Source organism: Halomonas sp. 707B3 (assembly GCF_024158645.1).
GTDB classification, from domain to species: Bacteria; Pseudomonadota; Gammaproteobacteria; order Pseudomonadales; family Halomonadaceae; genus Vreelandella; species Vreelandella lionensis.
In genome coordinates this window covers 1-15,706 of record NZ_JAMZBE010000085.1, presented here as the reverse complement: position 1 = coordinate 15,706, position 15,706 = coordinate 1, and the positions used below count along the sequence as shown (strand labels likewise).

20 protein-coding genes are annotated in these 15,706 nt (G+C 56.9%); 19 read left to right on the top strand and 1 reads right to left on the bottom strand.

Annotated features, from left to right (window positions below; genetic code table 11):
• Nucleotides 1-174: 174 nt before the first annotated feature.
• The 19 genes from BIS10_RS12070 (at nt 175) to BIS10_RS11980 (ending at nt 14,847) form a co-directional block, all read left to right on the top strand.
• Nucleotides 175-3,162 carry a hypothetical protein gene (locus BIS10_RS12070; protein ID WP_253505567.1) on the top strand — a complete coding sequence of 996 codons (2,988 nt, stop codon included), beginning with the start codon at nt 175-177 and terminating at the stop codon, nt 3,160-3,162.
• A 314-nt stretch (nt 3,163-3,476) separates the two neighbouring features.
• Nucleotides 3,477-4,073 carry a hypothetical protein gene (locus BIS10_RS12065; RefSeq protein ID WP_253505565.1) on the top strand — a complete coding sequence of 199 codons (597 nt, stop codon included), beginning with the start codon at nt 3,477-3,479 and terminating at the stop codon, nt 4,071-4,073.
• Nucleotides 4,074-4,080: 7 nt separating this feature from the next.
• Nucleotides 4,081-4,446 carry a hypothetical protein gene (locus BIS10_RS12060; RefSeq protein ID WP_253505563.1) on the top strand — a complete coding sequence of 122 codons (366 nt, stop codon included), beginning with the start codon at nt 4,081-4,083 and terminating at the stop codon, nt 4,444-4,446.
• Nucleotides 4,443-5,150 (top strand): hypothetical protein, encoded by a 708-nt coding sequence (locus BIS10_RS12055; RefSeq protein WP_253505561.1) that lies wholly within the window; start codon nt 4,443-4,445, stop codon nt 5,148-5,150. Before BIS10_RS12060 ends, BIS10_RS12055 begins: the two co-directional genes overlap by 4 nt.
• Complete coding sequence (locus BIS10_RS12050; RefSeq protein WP_253505559.1) at nt 5,143-5,400, top strand: hypothetical protein; 258 nt, start codon at nt 5,143-5,145, stop codon at nt 5,398-5,400. Before BIS10_RS12055 ends, BIS10_RS12050 begins: the two co-directional genes overlap by 8 nt.
• Before the next feature lie 29 nt (nt 5,401-5,429).
• Entirely contained in the window at nt 5,430-5,996 is a 567-nt protein-coding gene (locus BIS10_RS12045; RefSeq protein WP_253505557.1) for a hypothetical protein, read from the top strand.
• A gap of 16 nt (nt 5,997-6,012) precedes the next feature.
• The gene (locus BIS10_RS12040) at nt 6,013-6,348 is read left to right on the top strand and encodes a hypothetical protein (protein ID WP_253505555.1); all 336 of its coding nucleotides are present in this window, start codon (nt 6,013-6,015) and stop codon (nt 6,346-6,348) included.
• Nucleotides 6,349-6,523: 175 nt separating this feature from the next.
• Entirely contained in the window at nt 6,524-6,805 is a 282-nt protein-coding gene (locus BIS10_RS12035) for a type II toxin-antitoxin system RelE/ParE family toxin (protein ID WP_253505569.1), read from the top strand.
• Nucleotides 6,806-6,815: 10 nt separating this feature from the next.
• Nucleotides 6,816-7,079, top strand: coding sequence for a HigA family addiction module antitoxin (locus BIS10_RS12030; RefSeq protein ID WP_253505553.1), 264 nt, complete (start codon nt 6,816-6,818; stop codon nt 7,077-7,079).
• A 28-nt stretch (nt 7,080-7,107) separates the two neighbouring features.
• A complete protein-coding gene (locus BIS10_RS12025) occupies nt 7,108-7,449 on the top strand; it encodes a hypothetical protein (protein WP_253505551.1) in 342 nt (113 codons plus the stop codon).
• Nucleotides 7,450-7,581: 132 nt separating this feature from the next.
• A complete protein-coding gene (locus BIS10_RS12020) occupies nt 7,582-10,995 on the top strand; it encodes a hypothetical protein (RefSeq protein ID WP_253505550.1) in 3,414 nt (1,137 codons plus the stop codon).
• A gap of 27 nt (nt 10,996-11,022) precedes the next feature.
• Nucleotides 11,023-11,415, top strand: coding sequence for a hypothetical protein (locus BIS10_RS12015; RefSeq protein WP_253505548.1), 393 nt, complete (start codon nt 11,023-11,025; stop codon nt 11,413-11,415).
• Nucleotides 11,416-11,834: 419 nt separating this feature from the next.
• Nucleotides 11,835-12,014, top strand: a complete 180-nt coding sequence (locus BIS10_RS12010) for a hypothetical protein (protein WP_253505546.1) — start codon at nt 11,835-11,837, stop codon at nt 12,012-12,014.
• Nucleotides 12,015-12,026: 12 nt separating this feature from the next.
• The gene (locus BIS10_RS12005) at nt 12,027-12,224 is read left to right on the top strand and encodes a hypothetical protein (protein ID WP_253505544.1); all 198 of its coding nucleotides are present in this window, start codon (nt 12,027-12,029) and stop codon (nt 12,222-12,224) included.
• Nucleotides 12,225-12,298: 74 nt separating this feature from the next.
• Entirely contained in the window at nt 12,299-12,445 is a 147-nt protein-coding gene (locus BIS10_RS12000; protein ID WP_253505542.1) for a hypothetical protein, read from the top strand.
• Entirely contained in the window at nt 12,442-12,984 is a 543-nt protein-coding gene (locus BIS10_RS11995) for a hypothetical protein (RefSeq protein ID WP_253505540.1), read from the top strand. Before BIS10_RS12000 ends, BIS10_RS11995 begins: the two co-directional genes overlap by 4 nt.
• Nucleotides 12,985-13,242: 258 nt before the next feature.
• Complete coding sequence (locus BIS10_RS11990; protein ID WP_253505538.1) at nt 13,243-13,815, top strand: hypothetical protein; 573 nt, start codon at nt 13,243-13,245, stop codon at nt 13,813-13,815.
• A 66-nt stretch (nt 13,816-13,881) separates the two neighbouring features.
• On the top strand, nt 13,882-14,337 hold the full coding sequence (locus BIS10_RS11985) for a helix-turn-helix domain-containing protein (RefSeq protein WP_253505536.1): 456 nt from the start codon (nt 13,882-13,884) through the stop codon (nt 14,335-14,337).
• A gap of 156 nt (nt 14,338-14,493) precedes the next feature.
• The gene (locus BIS10_RS11980) at nt 14,494-14,847 is read left to right on the top strand and encodes a hypothetical protein (protein ID WP_253505534.1); all 354 of its coding nucleotides are present in this window, start codon (nt 14,494-14,496) and stop codon (nt 14,845-14,847) included.
• A gap of 30 nt (nt 14,848-14,877) precedes the next feature.
• On the opposite strand, the gene BIS10_RS11975 is transcribed toward BIS10_RS11980, so the two are convergent.
• Nucleotides 14,878-15,504 carry a tyrosine-type recombinase/integrase gene (locus BIS10_RS11975; RefSeq protein ID WP_253505532.1) on the bottom strand — a complete coding sequence of 209 codons (627 nt, stop codon included), beginning with the start codon at nt 15,502-15,504 and terminating at the stop codon, nt 14,878-14,880.
• Nucleotides 15,505-15,706: the final 202 nt, after the last annotated feature.

The window sequence follows — 15,706 nt, the reverse complement described above, 5'->3', positions numbered from 1 at the left end:
GCACAACCCACCCCGCCCAGGAAAGCAAAAAGGGCTTATTCGCGCGACTCCAACCCCAAAGCAGCTAGATGAATATCGCCGCGAGTTACGACGCCGTGCCAATGAAGGCGACACGTTAGCGCTTGGCCTGGTGGTGCTATGTGAGACAGTCAGAAACCAAGGGGGTGGCGGACAATGAGCGAACACTTCGCAGACGCCCAAATCCGTCGCAATCAGCCTGGAGAAAGCGATGCAGAAGAAGCTAAAAGCGATGCAGAGCCTACAGTAAGGGTAGCAACAGATAAGCGTGCTGGGGCGAATGCTGCTAACGCCCCAGCGCCTAACCTGCTGTTCTTTCCAGCGTCACAGCCGTTTGATCTAGCGCCCCTTGATCCCGCCCAAAATGGCGTGCTGGATGCCTTAAAGCGCATCGAGCGCAACACTGCCGGGCGTGCCGTGGGGGTGCCCAAGCGCGCCACGGCGGTGGCTGCGCCTACGCGAGAGGCCGCCAATGCAAGCAGCGTGGCCATGCCTGTCAGTACCGCTCGCTTGGCGGCATCGCAAAACACCGCGACGAATACGGACCAGCTGCGCCAACAGGTGTACCGCGTTAAGCGGATCGAACGCCAGGCAGAACGCACCCTGCCCCCTATACGCCAGCCGCGCACTACCGGTCACCGCGAGCCGATGAACGCGGAGCCACTGGCCACGGTAGCCCGATCAACGGCCACCCGTAACCGCCCCCCTTCCCCCGAAAAGCCGAGCGCTGAGGCAACGGCAGACGTTAAGCCTACGGATAAGCCGCTTACCGCTGACGAACTGCGCAAGATGCCCTTGCGCGGGGATGGGGGCAGGTTCCTATCCCGTGACGAAAAAGCGGGAATGTCGAAAGCCGAGCTAGCGCAAGCCAAGGCCCGTGAAGAGCGCCAGCAGGCGAAGCAAGAGGATAAAACCGACACGCTGCTAAGCAAGCTGGGGGAGATAGCCCACGAAACACTCACGGAACAGGGCGACGCGACCGATGGGGTGGGCACCGCCGTAGGTAATGCCTACTACTCGGCCGCCAAAGAGGTGTATTCGGGTTACCAGGAGCTAGCGGGGGAAGATTCCAAAGCCCGCGAGCTGTACCAGTGGGCGCGTGGTCACTGGGAAAAGCGCCGCAACGCCAGTGAAGAGACACAATCCAAGGCTGCCGCTGCTGATCGTGAGCAGGGCAAGCAAGCAGAAGCGCGCCACGACGATATTAGCGACGAACTGCAGGCTATCGCCGCGACCAATGAAGATGGCTTTGAAGAAGTCGTTAAAGAGGTCAAACGCATTCAGGGTGGGGGCGGCACCAGCATACTTCCTACCCGTGCGGGCTTGGGGCGTGCAACGCCAGGTGGTGCGGGCGGTCGTGGTGGCGCGGCTGGAGGAGGCACCGCACCGCGTGGCCGCATGGGCCGCCTATGGGACCGTGTAAGAAGCCCTTTCACACCTTCCAGCGCTAGCGCTGCTGCGACACCTACGGCCTCCAACGCCACCAGCGGGGCAGCTAGGGCGGCTCAAGCGGCCAGTTCAGCCAGCAGCGGCGCTTCCGGCACCGCCCGCGCCCTTACCGGCATTAGCCGGACGCTTGGCGCGTTAGCGGCTCCTGTCACCGGCGCGCTAGCGTATAACGCGACGCAAAACGAGCTAGCCGAACGCGACGACTTAACCCAAGCCCAGCGCACCACCACCGCCGTTTCGACCGGCGTTGGCGCAGGTGGGGGTGCGTTGGCAGGCGCGGCGGCTGGTGCGGGGGTTGGCGCGGCGGCTGGCTCTGTCGTTCCCATTGTAGGAACCGGCATCGGCGGCTTATTGGGCGGCATTATCGGCGGCGCGCTGGGCGCATGGGGCGGCGAAAAAGCAGGCCGCACCGTGGGCGATGCGGTGGCCAGCACCATGGATAACGTGGAGGAAGAGGCCCGCAAAGCCCTGGACGAGCGCGAAGAGCGTCTGAAACGCCAGGAAGCGTTAGAGCGCAAATGGTACAACCCGACCACTTGGTTTTCAGGTGGTGGCTCCCCAGCGCCGCAATCTACACAAGCACCGCGCTCCTTTGGCGGCATGCCGGGGGCTGGCGCGCGGTCTGCGCAAGCGAGTACCGACGCAAGCCTGGTAGAGCGTGACGACTTCGGGCGCGTCGCTGAAAAATATGAATCCAGCGGTGTTGGTGTCAGCACCGTGTCTACGGGGATTAACGATCCTGGTGGCGTCTCCTACGGAAAGCACCAGCTTTCCTCCGAGGCGGGCACCATGCAGGTGTTCTTAGACAGCCAAGAAGGAGCCGCCTACCGCGATCAATTCGCAGGCATGCGGCCTGGCAGTGATGAATTTTCAGCTCGCTACCGGGAAATTGCCGCCCAAGATGGCGAAGCGTTCGGGGATGCCCAGCAGGCCTTCATTAAGCGCACTCACTATGACCCCGTGGCCAACTACGCCGCTACTCAGGGCATGGACACTGATAGCGAGGCGATTCAAGAGGCGCTTTACTCGCAGTCTGTTCAGCATTCAGGCGAAGGTAATCGAAAGATCATTGACGACGCCATGAGCCGCGTAGGCCCGGATGCCACTGAAAGCGAGGTTATCGACGCGCTTTACGATGCGCGTGGTGACTATGCCAGCGACTTTGTGCAGCCCAGTGCAGGGCGTGAGCGTTACGCCCGTGAACGCGAGGACGTGCGCGCCATTTCGCAGGCCCGCGCTGCTGAAAGCCAAACGGGAGAGCCTGGCAGCACCAGCGAAAATAACCGCCCGCCCCCTTCCATTGCCGCCCCAACTTCCCCGGCAAGCCCCGCCGCCGCTGAGGCAGACGCGCGCCCCATGACGGTGGCCGCTGCGATGGACTACGCCATTAACGGCACGCCAGCCGTAGAGCCGGTGCTGCCCAGCGAGCCGGTGACGCCGATTGATGACCGCCAAGCCGCCAAAGCCTTTAGCCCACGACAACCGCAACCTTCGGGGGCGCTAAGGCGCGAGCGTCGCGAACGGGCACCAGTCCCCGCCCCTGCTGCTGCCCCAAGCCTTGCCAGTAACGCTCAGCCAGTCAGCGCTAATAGCCCGCGTTCCCCGCGCGGTGGCGAAAGCGCACCAGGCGTTAATGACATTCAGATCAACTTTAGTGATTCCGTTTTAACGCTAATGGCGATGGATAGAATTTGATGAGCTGGGGCATTAAGGCATATTGCATTGAATGCAATATATTGATTTTTATGTGTTTTATTTCGAGTTTTATTTGACCTTTTTTCTTATACACCTTAGTTTGTAACTAAATGTAACTTAGCGTGATAAATGAATACAAAAAATCTGACAACTGGCGGCCCTGGAAGACCCAGAGGAGCTAAATCAGCACGACCGACTGCAAAGCAGATCGATAGTTATCGTCGCGACCTGCACGCACAAGCGGCAGACGGTAATACTTTAGCGCTCTTCGGCGTCGTCTTAATTGATGCCCTTGAGCGTCAGGAGTCCCGCTAATGAATGCCGTGGGCACCAACGACCCTACGGTCAGCGATCACCTCAAAGCGTTCATCCAAACGCCCGACGCGCTAGTCGTGGGGATCATTGGCGAAGGTTCGAGCCGTGAGCTGACTTCCTTATGGGAAAGCCCGTTTGAGAACGACACCCCTGGCTCTTATTTCAGCAAGCAGGGTGGCCTACTCCAAGCTGGCGCGCTCGAAGGCGTTGGTATAGAAGCTGGCCAAACCAGCAAGGGCACGCTCAACACCACGCAGGTGTGGAGCGGCACCACGCCGCTAACCTTTAACCTAGTGCTTGAGCTGTACGCGATTTCTGACGCTTACCGAGAAGTGCAGGCCGCGTTTATCGAGCTTGAGAAAGCTGTGTCGCCAGAACTTCTGGGGGGCATCACGCCTGGCGGGCGAATCCCGGATTTTGTGACCCTGAATGCCGGTCGGCAAATCATTTATCCCAAGTGCGTTATCACCACCGTTGGCCGCCCACTCGACGGCCCGATCGGGCGCGATGGCTACCCCTTGCGGGGCAGCGTGACGATTGAGCTGCAGACATTCACGACCGTGAACAAATCAGACATTGCCGCAACGTTCGGATAGGATCAGCATGAAACAGCTACCCGCCCTCGATCAGCGTCTCTCCATTGCCTGGCCCCATCTCGACGCCAGCGGTAAGCCCATCGCTACGTTCGAGAACATTCAAGCTGTTATCGACGCATATAGCGTCACGATAGCGCGGCCTTTGCTCAATGCGGACGACTTCACGCCATTTTTTGGCGAGCGTTACGTTGCTAGCAATGAAAACCAACGGGACTGTCACCGGGCCCAGCTACGCGCTATCTGCGAGCGCAACGAGCTTCACGTTAGGCTTGAGCAAGTCGAACGCTACGTGCAGTTGCGAGGACTAGAAATTGAAGACCAAGAGCGCCGGGCGGCTAATGCTAAGCGCCTCCGTGCAGGTGGTGCGCTATGAAAGATCGACGCGGCTTACACCCCGTAAACCAGCAAAACTGGTTTGCGCCCGGCAACCAGGCCGCCCGCAAGCACGGGGCTTATGCCCGCTATCACCCACCCGAAATTGTTGAGCGCATCACCCCAGACGCTCCCAGCCCAAAGCGGCTGGAAAGCCTGATCCAGCTTGAAGAAGCCAGGCTTCACGCCCTGCTGCAAGAGAAAGCCGCGTGGGCCGCAAAGGCCGAATATGGCGCGCTGGCGCATGGTGACTACCCGCTTACTGAAGTTCGCAACGACCACCTCGGCACCGCCACTAAACGCGAACGGCCTGACTTTGAAGGTCTGATCGACCGCTCGATGGGGCGCATTTCTGCCCTGGTGGCTGAGAAAGAGCGTATCAAAGCCACGCCAGCCTACGTGGCAAATACCCTTGCCCGCATCCTTGATGAAGCCGAAGCCGCTGGCTTATCTGCCGTGGATACTGCCGAGCGAGTGGAGCGCGCTGGCCTGGCCGTGCCTTTCAGTCTTCAACAGCGAGTACGCGCCGAGCTGTCAACTTACGAGCCGCCCGAGCCGGAAGGCGGCATGACTGACGACGAATTAGAGCGCTTATCGCTTGAGTACGAAGAAGAAATCGAAGGCGAAGTCGAGTGGCTTGAACAACGACGCGAAGAAGTACGCGACATGCACAGTAAACAGCAGAGTGAGAAACACAGTGAATGAATTAACAGAACAGCAAGCTGCCGAGCTAGAGGCCGTAGAGAAGCGCTTCGGCAGCTACGGCGGGCTGGTTCACGGTGCTTATGACACCGACCTGACCCCTTTTCAGATCAAGCATTGCGAGAACGTCTTACAAATCGGTCATAGCAAGTTTGGGCGCGAGCTTGCCGCTCAATATGGCGAAAGCTACCCCCTTGAAGCGCTGGCCAAGCGTATCGACCACGACATTAACCAAGCAGGTAATAACCAATGAATGCAGCCACAAAAGCACCAGCAGAACGTATGAGCATGACTGAGATTGAAAGCGAGCTGGCGCAGCTCAAAGAGGAAGATCGAAAGGACTTTTCTACCCACGGTCGCCGCGATTTTAAGGCAGAAGCTGAGCAAGTAGCCGCTCAAGAAGCCGCCGAGATTCGTGCCGAGGCAACGCTTTATGCAGGTCGGCAACGCAAGCGGTCGGCCCGCCGTAATGAGCTAGAAAATGCGCTGGCAGCGCTCAAAGCAGCGGACGTAAGCGCGAAATTTGACGGCATCGCTAAAGCCCACGGTGAAGCCTTGGCCGAGGCCCACGCGGCATTATCAGAGATCGATTTTGATGCGCTCACAGCGCTGGAAGAGCAAATCAGTCACTATTTGCTGACTGAGGCAAGTGTGCGCAAACACGCAGCCGAAGCGGTATACACGGCGAAAAATGCAGGCGTAGCCGTTCCTGATATTCAGTCCATTTATTCGGCCCGGCTTTCCCTGACCCATGACCGCCTGGAGCGCTTGAAGCAGCAAATCAGCAGCTCCGGCCAGCGCGCAGCGCATGACCAGGCGCGGCTGGGCGTTAACTACGTCGCCATCTGATACAGCCGGGGAAACGATGGAACGCGAAATAGAACGGCAGCATGACGTTGACGCGGGGTGCGGGGGTTACGACCCCCGCTCTGAAGGGGCGGTAAAGATGTGGATCACGGCAGTGAAGCTGTACGCACAAGACGTTATGACCGCCGCCCTGGGGCGTCAAAATTTTGATAACGGGCGTGCCTTACGCGACCTACGTGGCGAGCAACGCCAGCTACGCACCCTTTGCGAGCCTCTGGGAGCTGACGTTGAAGCAGTCGCGCGTGCTATCGAGCGATGCGTAGCGCGCGGCTATGGAGCGGGCATAGCCGCCACGCCGCAAAGGCGTAAGGTGAAGCAAAAGCGAGCAGCATAACCGCCCGCGTGGCGGTTTTTTTTGAGTAAGGTGCGATATTCCCACCACATAACGCCGGGCTCAAAGGTGGAAAGATACCTTGCTGCCAAGAGTGCGATATTCCCGCCACGTTTACTCTATGCAATGTTGAACGTTATGCATTATGCTTGATTCAGGTTTTGGCTGGGGAAAGCGGGTGATTAAAAGTTTCAAGGATAAGCAAGCCGAAACCATCGACCAGGGCAACGTATCGCGCAAGCTGCCGCAGAATATGCAGCGCAACGCTCGTAAAAAGCTGAGGCAACTTGGCGCAGCTCATGCTTTGGATGATCTACGCATCCCGCCCGGAAATAGGCTTGAGGCCTTGAAGGGTGACCGCGAAGGGCAGCATAGCATCCGCATTAACGATCAGTGGAGACTATGCTTTCGGTTTGAAAACGGACATGCGTATGAAGTTGAAATTGTTGATTATCACTAGGAGCTAACACATGGCTAAGCGACTACCCAACATTCACCCCGGCGAAATTCTCTGGGAAGATTTTATGGAACCAATGGGGCTGACCAAGCGCGCCTTGGCTGAAGCAACCGGGATGCCTTCTACGCGCGTAGGCGATATTACGCTTGGCCGCCGTGGCATCACGGCTGATACAGATATCCGGCTTTCGCGCTACTTTGGAACAACAGAAGGGTACTGGCTGAGACTGCAAAACGCTTATGACCTGGAAGAAGCACACCGGCGCATGGTCGCTTGAGTTTTTTTAATGCAATAGTTGGGGCACCATGAAGGCGTCTCACGATAACGCGCCAAGCGGGCTGCTGTGGCGTTATTCATGGCTGTTTATTCTCACTATGGGAATGGCTAAACGCTTGCTGTGTAGAGGATTTTTCTATAGCCCTCACAACAGTATGAACGAATCATGTAAAATGCTTTTTGCTGGGCAGCAACAAGGCTCGGCAGGTAAGATTCAGGACGTGCAGACACAAAAAAGCCCAGAGTTACCAGCTCTAGGCTTAATTGCACAGAAAGAATCTGTCTTTTTCATCGCAGTCACTGGGTACACCGACCAAAGCTTCCCAGTGCTGCTACACAATTTGCAGTGTGCTGATGACCCCAGCGCGTAAACGTTGAAGTCATTTTACAGCAAAAGCAGCGAAGTTTCGATGAAACACGCTGCTTTGCTAACTTCAAGTTTAGTCGCTCAGAGTATTACTTTGCAAGTAATACCGGGGCTGAAGCACTGCTAGGGATTAGCAGTGAGTACAGTCAGAACGACCCTTCAATTCACGCTTTTCAGTTCGCGTGACCCGCTGACAAAGCGCATTTTCAAGCGCGACGATGGCGGCGTTGGTAAAGAATCGGCCTCGCTAGCGCGTGGTACGGCACAGCGTATCGACGTGAACGGTGCCCAAGGGCTGGCGCATTTTCTTAACCATTTAGCACCTACACAAGCCGTAGCGTATGGCGTCACTGACCGCTTAACCGCCAATATCGGGCCACGCAACTACCTACGCCCCGGCGAAATCAGTCGTTCACGCGATAATTTCACATGGCCCACCGGCCCCGGCGTGCTGTTCCTCGATTTTGACGGGAAACACGACGCCGATAGCATTCCGGCACTACGCCAAGCGCTGGCTAGTGCGATGCCTGAACTGGACGCAGCGCCGCAGGTATGGACGCGCTCAAGTTCTGCCGCCATTTTCGACCCGGCCACCGGGAAAACCTCACAAGGCGGGCTGCATTGCTACGTGATTGTTGGCGACGCTGGCGCTATTCCCACTATCGGACGGCAGCTTTATGACGCTCTTTGGATGACTGGCCATGGCTACCATGAGCTGAGCAAGGGCGATAACCCCGCCGCCCTGGAGCGCTGCCTGGTGGATGCCAGCGTATGGCAACCGGAACGACTGGACTACGCCGCCGCGCCGCTGGTGGAAGCACCGCTTTCACGCACAGCGCCCACGGTTATTAAAGTCGTCAATGATGACGCCGAGCCGCTAAATCCGGTACGCATTAAAGCGCTAACAGACGCCCAGCAAACCGCCGTGAACAACGCTAAGCGCGCTAGCAAGGCCAAGGCCGTGGCATCGGTACACCGTCAGCGGAAAACACTGCTAGATGCACTACCGCCCGCACAGCGAGAGCCCCAGCGCCGTCGCTGGCTATCGCTTGACCGCCTAGTGCTAACCCCTGACGCGCCCCTGATTCTCGGCACCGGTCAAACCATCCTTGCTGGGGACATTTTAGCTAACCCGTTACAGTACAACGGCAAACACTGCCGTGACCCACAAGACCCCTTCAACGATAACGCGAACAACAGTCAAGGCTTGATCTATGCCGATGAAAAGGGCTGTCGTATTTTCTCGCTAGCCCACGGCGGGCGCACTTTTCGCATTACTGCCGAAGCACCCCAAGAGGCTCAGCAAGCCGCCCCTGAAACGCTAGTGCTAGCCCCTGAGCCGGACACCCGCGACATTATCAGCGCGTGCTATCGCCACCGTGCCACGGCCACGGCTAGCGGGCTGGAAGCCGCCGCTAGCGAAGTAGGCGCAACGCTGGATTATGCGGTCCAGGTCTGGATGAACCACATCAAGCACAACGCCCAACCGCTGCACAGTGACGCCCGTCCCACGCAGACGTTCGACCGCTTTGCAGACGTTGCAGACGTGTTCAGCACCAGCCGGGAAAGCCTTTTTACGCTGGCAAAGCTAGGCGCAGGCAAGACAAAAGAGCTGGGTGGGCGCGTCGTGCACCAAGCCCAGGCCGAAGGGCGCCCGGTGCTCACCGTCACGGTGCTACGCGCTCTTACGTGGGCAAACGCAGAGGTCTTTAGCGCGACTCACTACAGCGACAACGCCCCCACGCTGGACGCTTCACACACAGTATCGACCACGCTTCACAGCCTGAATAGCCCAAAGCTAGCGGGATTTTTGGAGCGTATCGAGTACGAACGCGGCGTTATCGTGATCGACGAAGCCGCCGCCGTGGCTGGGCTGCTTTTCAGTCGCGATACGGACGGCAGCATCCTCGGTAGCCGCCAGCGGCATGAAATTATCAGCACGCTAACCCGCCTAGCGGGCGCTGGTGTGCAAACGCTTATGCTCGATGGTGACGGTACGCCGTGCGCCAAGGTGCTGGCTGAACTCATGGGCTGCCGCGTGGTGGCTTGCACCGAGCAAAAGCACCCCGACCCGATGGCAGCGGTCTACCCGGAACTGATCGTTGAGCATGACGGCAAAAACACCGCCTCAACGCCCTGCCATGCTGAGATTATTCGCCTGCTGCAAGCCGGGGAGCGTGTTGTACTGCCCACCGACAGCCGAGAGCAGGCCGAACGGTTGCACGCCCTGTACGCCCCCATGGCCACCGGGGGCGCGCTGTGCATCCACGGCAGTAACGCAGACGGCAAAGAGCAGGCAGCATTCCGGGCAAACCCCAATGACCAGGCTAAGCGTTGGCAGCTCATTATCTATTCGCCCGCGCTAAGCGTTGGCGTTAGCGTGACCAGTATCACCCCTCATATTTTCGTATTCGCCCGCGCGGGCAGTCTGGACGCTGCTGGCCTATGGCAGCTTGCCCGACGTTTCCGCGCCGCTGCTAGCGGCCTGGTTCGCTTTATTGTGGGGGCTAACCTTTGTCGCCCCCAGCGCCAGCGAATCGGCTTAAAAGACATTCAAGGGGATATTGCCCATCACGCCCACGCCCTCGACCTGCTGAACAACGCACCCGAATTACGCGGCATGGTGGCGGCTGAGTGGCAGCGCAACCTGTACGACGCGAACCCGCTTCACGCCCTGATCGGGCATCTTGGCAACATTGGCGTAGTCACCACGCTGGCTTACTCCAACGATGCCAAAGGCGTTGATGACCGCAAGTTGGCAAGAGAGGCAGTACGCACCGCCCGCATTGAGCATATCGCCACCGCTGACCACATGGGGGAGCTAGAAGCCGCCCAATTTGAGCGCACCGCCCGCGCCGTGCCGGAGGATCAAGCGAAGCTGGAACGTAACCGCATTGAGCAAGCGCTAGCGCTTACCCACGACGATTGCGAGGACGATGGCAGCCTTCCAGTTACGCTGGTTGAAGAAGCGCTATACGACAACCTCACCAAGCGCACACGCCGGTTAAGCCTGCTGCTGGCCAGCGCCCAAGGAGCCGACCTGGAAGCAAGCGACGACCCAGCGCCGGGCTTTGTGTACTTGAAGCACAAGAACGCCCAGGCGCGGTTAATGCTCGATATTTTGAAGGCGCTAGAAACGGACAGTGGGGAAATCATCGTGACCGCTGCCAAAGCACGCAAGGTGGCCGATGCCTTCCGGCGACGCATCCATGTTGCGTACGGCGATATTTCTAAGCCTCCTAGCAAAAAGGCGTCTAGCCAGAGCTTCACACGTTGGGCACGCGATTTACTTCACGGCTGGGGGCTGCTGTCAGGCAAAAGCGAGCAAACATGGACGCGAGACGAAGAGCGTGGAGAGCGTGCATATACTTATCAAATTGATGAGCACGTAGCGACGTTTGCGACCCGTTTAAGCGCTCGACACCTTGCTAAAAGTGTCGAACTACAAAACAGCCTGGAACCCGCGTGGTTGTCGGCTTTAGCTGGCTACACTTGCAACAGTGGCGTGTATAACTATAACGCCCCAAGTGTAGCCAGTGACGCGGCATAGAAAACCCAAACAAGGAGACGCACCGCGATGCTGACTCAGAGGCAAATACAGCAGTTGAGAAGTGAAGAACCGCCGTGCCACATTCAAGCTGGATGGATTCATAAAGCGTTGGAAGCCTATCCCGCGCAGGAGCATCATGGTGCATGGCACCAGCGGGGAAAATGCTATTTTTACCGGCATGAATACGCCTTGAGCACTTGGCTTGAAATTGATGGTGATACCATCCGTTCGTGTCTTACTGATTCATCTGACGGCGGCTCATGGGGCTTTGATAAGCAAGGAAATTTCTATGTTACTTGTTTCTATCACGAAACCACTGAACGCGTGGACTTGATAGCGAAGGTAAAGCAGCTCCATTTGAAGAGCATACAGAGTAAGTCACCAGGCAGAAACGCCTACCTGGAAGCTAAGGGGCGCTGAACTCACTGGCCACGCCAACCGCATCACAATTACCGTTATGATGAGGTTAGCCTATTTGCCTTTTCGCGCTCGCATGCTCCTCAAAAACCCCAGGACAAACGGGAAATCGCGAAACGGGAAACCCGCTGAAACGCCCGTGTGGCGTGGCTTTCAGCGCTGGTGCTCAAATTCATCATAACAACTATTATGTTGCATTTAGCGCCGCCCACGGCCTGGAAGTGCCCGCCCACGCTGCTAGTTTTTCCGCGCCTGCCACGTTCTCGACCTACCCCTGGCCTGATTACCCCGCTAGCACCGCTGACGCTTAGAACGCCTCACAGCGTGATATTGCAAAGCATGAAATAGACTTTAGATTGCTTGCTGCCTAATTGTTTTTTGTCTATATTGTGTTCTGCGAACACACTAAAGGAAAAGCGAGCATGGCAAACGAGCGCAAAGCGCATATCACGGCACGTATCCCCCCGAAACATCTTGAGGAGCTGAACGAGCTAGCACGTCAGCACCGGAGGGAAACGGGCGAAGATATCCGGCTTGCCGACCAGGTGCGTGACGCGATTAGTGAGTATCTACAAAAGCGCCGTGGCGGCGTCGAAAAATAGCAGGGAGCAGTAATGCTAGAGCAGCATGTAGAACAGCAGCAGGACCGCTTTGAACGACTATCAGTGCTTCTGGCAGAACTGTGCCGAATCGAGCACGATGGTTTAAGCGTGGCAGGCAAATTGCTGTTAGAAGAAACAATGACCGAAGCCGCGCTGGGCAGTGAAGACGCACAGCTTGCGCTAGATGAAGCGGGCGATAAAGCCGCGTAAAAATTGAGAGCGCCCCCGCGCTGCTACCAACAGCCGGGGGCATGACAACGTGCCAACGTTTGAGGGCAAACACGATGCAAAGCAAGTATACATTACCGGCAATGAACGCCGCGACATTAGCCGCCCTGGTGGCCGTGCTGGCACCGTATCGGCAAGAGCGCATCACCCCCGCCGTTATGGGCTTAGCACTTCAGCTAGCTCGCAAGGAGGCCATGCAATGAACCGTAGACATGTTATTCAGACTGATGACAGCGTAGACGCTGCCGACATTAAAGCCGCGCTTGAAGCTGCTGGCATCTATGCCGAGGTGCAACCGTTGCATCTACAGGGAGCGGCAAAGCTGGCTGCTGCTGAGGTGGCTGATTATCCCGTAGACCAGCAGGGTAACGCCCGCGATTCGCTTATAGCCTGGATGGATGAATTGCTAGACGCTGCCGATGAGGCCCGGCTAAAGCGGATTACTGACAGCATTGCTAAGCTAAAGCGCGCGTATGGTGAATTGGCAACGTGGCGCTGCAAAGGCGGTTACATTGCACTGGATGTGCCCACGGCATTCGTGACCAGTATTGCCCGCGCCCCCAACGATGCGCGCCGCGATATTGAGCTGCGCACCCTTACCGGGCTGCTCTTGCCTCAGCTTGAGCGGATCCCGCATATCATCATGCGTGGCACGTTAGGTGCCCAAACAAACGGCAGGAATGACGACTACCAACGCCTGGTGGCCATGGCCGTTGAAGAGCTAGCGGTAGACCACAACTAGATATAATAGGGATTATAGTTAGTTGTTTAGACACCTAAGGCAGGCCCGCTAACTAGATAGAATAGCAGTTATAGTTAGTTGTTGGCCGCGCTAAGTAAGCCCCCAATATACATATAATGGTAGTTATAAGAACCTTAGAAAGCCCGCCACTGAGCGGGCTTCTTTGTGGCTGTAACCCGCATGGTTACGCGGTTTTACATCGTTTTGACTACCTCTGAATGGTAAAATGTGGACACTATGACCACCGGATAAACACCCATGCTTACTCATCGTTTTAACGTTCCCCGCCATGCCATCGAATCGACCCGCCGCGAGCTGAACAGCGACCGCTTTTGTGAATCACTACGCTTGCGCGAAACGCTGGGATACCTGGAAAACGACCGTCGCACTATTACTGAGTCGCCTCCTGCTTTGCTACTGACACGCCTGGAAGTGGACAGCAATGGTGCTGCCGTGGCCACGCTGGAAACCCTGGCGACCGATGAAGGCCGGATCGTGCGCGCCCTGGTGGCGGGACTGGACGTTGACCAGTATCGTTTTACGTTGATACGTGGGCAGTATGGCCACCTGTTGGGACTGGATTTTGAACTGACATCACTTGCAACACGGCAGACGGTACGCCGGGCGCTATCACGCGCCTTTGACGATGCCGCTGATATTGCCGCCGTGCTGGTGCATGAGCCACGCGACCCCGTAGAGCTGCCAGTGCGTCAGCGTCAGCCGGAAATGATTGCTCCCCAGGTTATCCAGCGTGCCCATGCTATGGAGCGTCAGCAGGTGGCAGAGAAGACGAGGCGCAACGTTAAACCGCTGGGCTTTACGTTTGATTGAGTGTTGCCGCGCTGTCACGAGTGACACACAATGCACTGACACGCCATGACTACGCGGTGACACGCCATGCAGTTTACTATCACTGAAGCCGCTAAATTGTACGGTAAACAGCGTAAGACGCTTTACCGGCACATCGAGTCAGGCCAGTTGTCATGCGGCTTTCGTGGCGATGGTAAGCGCGTGCTAGACCTTGCTGAGTTGATCCGTTGCTACGGGGAGCCACCCGGCAAGCTAACCGCTAGTGACACGGATTCGACACGCGATGACCCAGCGAGTGACACGCTTGTCACGCAGGCGTTGCTTGATGAAATGCGTAAGCAAACAGCAGTAATAGAGCGCATGAGTGAACGCATCGAGCAACTAGAGCAAGCGCTGCTGCGATTGCCAGCGCCAGCCGCCGAAGGCGAGACAACGCCCCTCCCATCTACCCAGGAACCTGCGCAAAGCACCGAAACCCACCGCCAGCCCCCCAAGGATTTCAGCGACCTGCTGGCGCGTTTTGAGGCCCGCACGAAGCACTAACTCGCCTTGGGCTTGGAGGGCATTTTCGTTGCTTGAAAGTATACCGTTATCATTTTCTTTTTCCCTAAGATAACGGTATATCGGCTTTACCGAGTATGGCGTAGAGATAGTTTTATCGGCATATTGGAAGTCATATCTACAAGAGGAGGGGATGAAGTGAGCCATTACGATGATGACGAGAGAGTTTTGGAAGGAACAGCTAAGCACCTCAAGGCTATGAGGCAATATCGCAATCTCGATAGCGGATTCAAAGAGATTCTCGACATTGAGAAGGAACGGGGCAGTGAGTTTACAAAGGCATTAGGCGAGAATGCCGGGCGTATCGACAGCTTCTCAAAGTATCAGTCCGCTGATGAAGATACGCGCAAAATAAGCCGTGAAAACGGCATGGTTGAAGCGAATAGCGATAGCTGGACTGCAACCACACACTCCGATGCCATCGACCTCTGTCCGAGTGACCAGATTGCACTGGAAGATATGGACAATAAGGAACCGGCTAAAAAGAAATAACGCATTCTTATGGGGTTGGCAGGTTCTTAATCAGAAGGCCAGCCGCTCGAACTGCTTGCCGGAAAGCGCCGTGTACAGCACGGTGTTTTGAATATTGGCGTGCCCCATGTATTGCTGCACCGTGCGAATGTCCGTCCCGTTGTTAATCAAGTGAACCCCGCAGGCATGGCGTAAAGCGTGAGGGTTCCACTTCATCCCTAGCGTCTTCTCGCTGATTCGGTGAAACATCTTCCTAAAGCCGTCGATACTGACCGGCGCACCACGCTCATTGACGAACACGAAGCCATTTAGACGGCCTGCCGCCTCCCGGTATCGCTTAAGCGCCCGGATCGTCTCCCCTTGAAGCGGATGCGTGCCATCCAATGACCCTTTTGCGCGCTGTACCGTGACGGTGTGGCCGCTGTTTAGGTCAAAGTGTTGCCACTTAAGCGCCACCAGCTCGCTAATGCGCAACCCATGCTCAAACGCCAGGCGAATCATCAGCGCATCACGCTGGCCATGGCGTCCCTTCTTTGCCGCTGCAATAAGCTGGTGAACCTCATCCCGCGTCAGGTATTTCCGACCACGCGCTTCATCGTTATCCGAGCGCGTGCGAACTGTCCGGCTTTCAGTGGTTGGGTGCAGTGTGACCACGTTACCCGATGCCGCGTTATTCATGGCTTTTTCCTTCCCTTGTTTTTCCTACTGTCCGGCTTCTAGTCAGAACCCGGACAGTTATAGCACCCCCTGCTTAGATGGGCAATCCCTTTTAGTTAGGTGGGAGAAGTCGCTTATTGCGGGTAAATTTACATAAAGATACAATAAAGTTACATTTTGTTACATAAAGCGAATAACATGACCCCAGTTCCCCCGCACAACC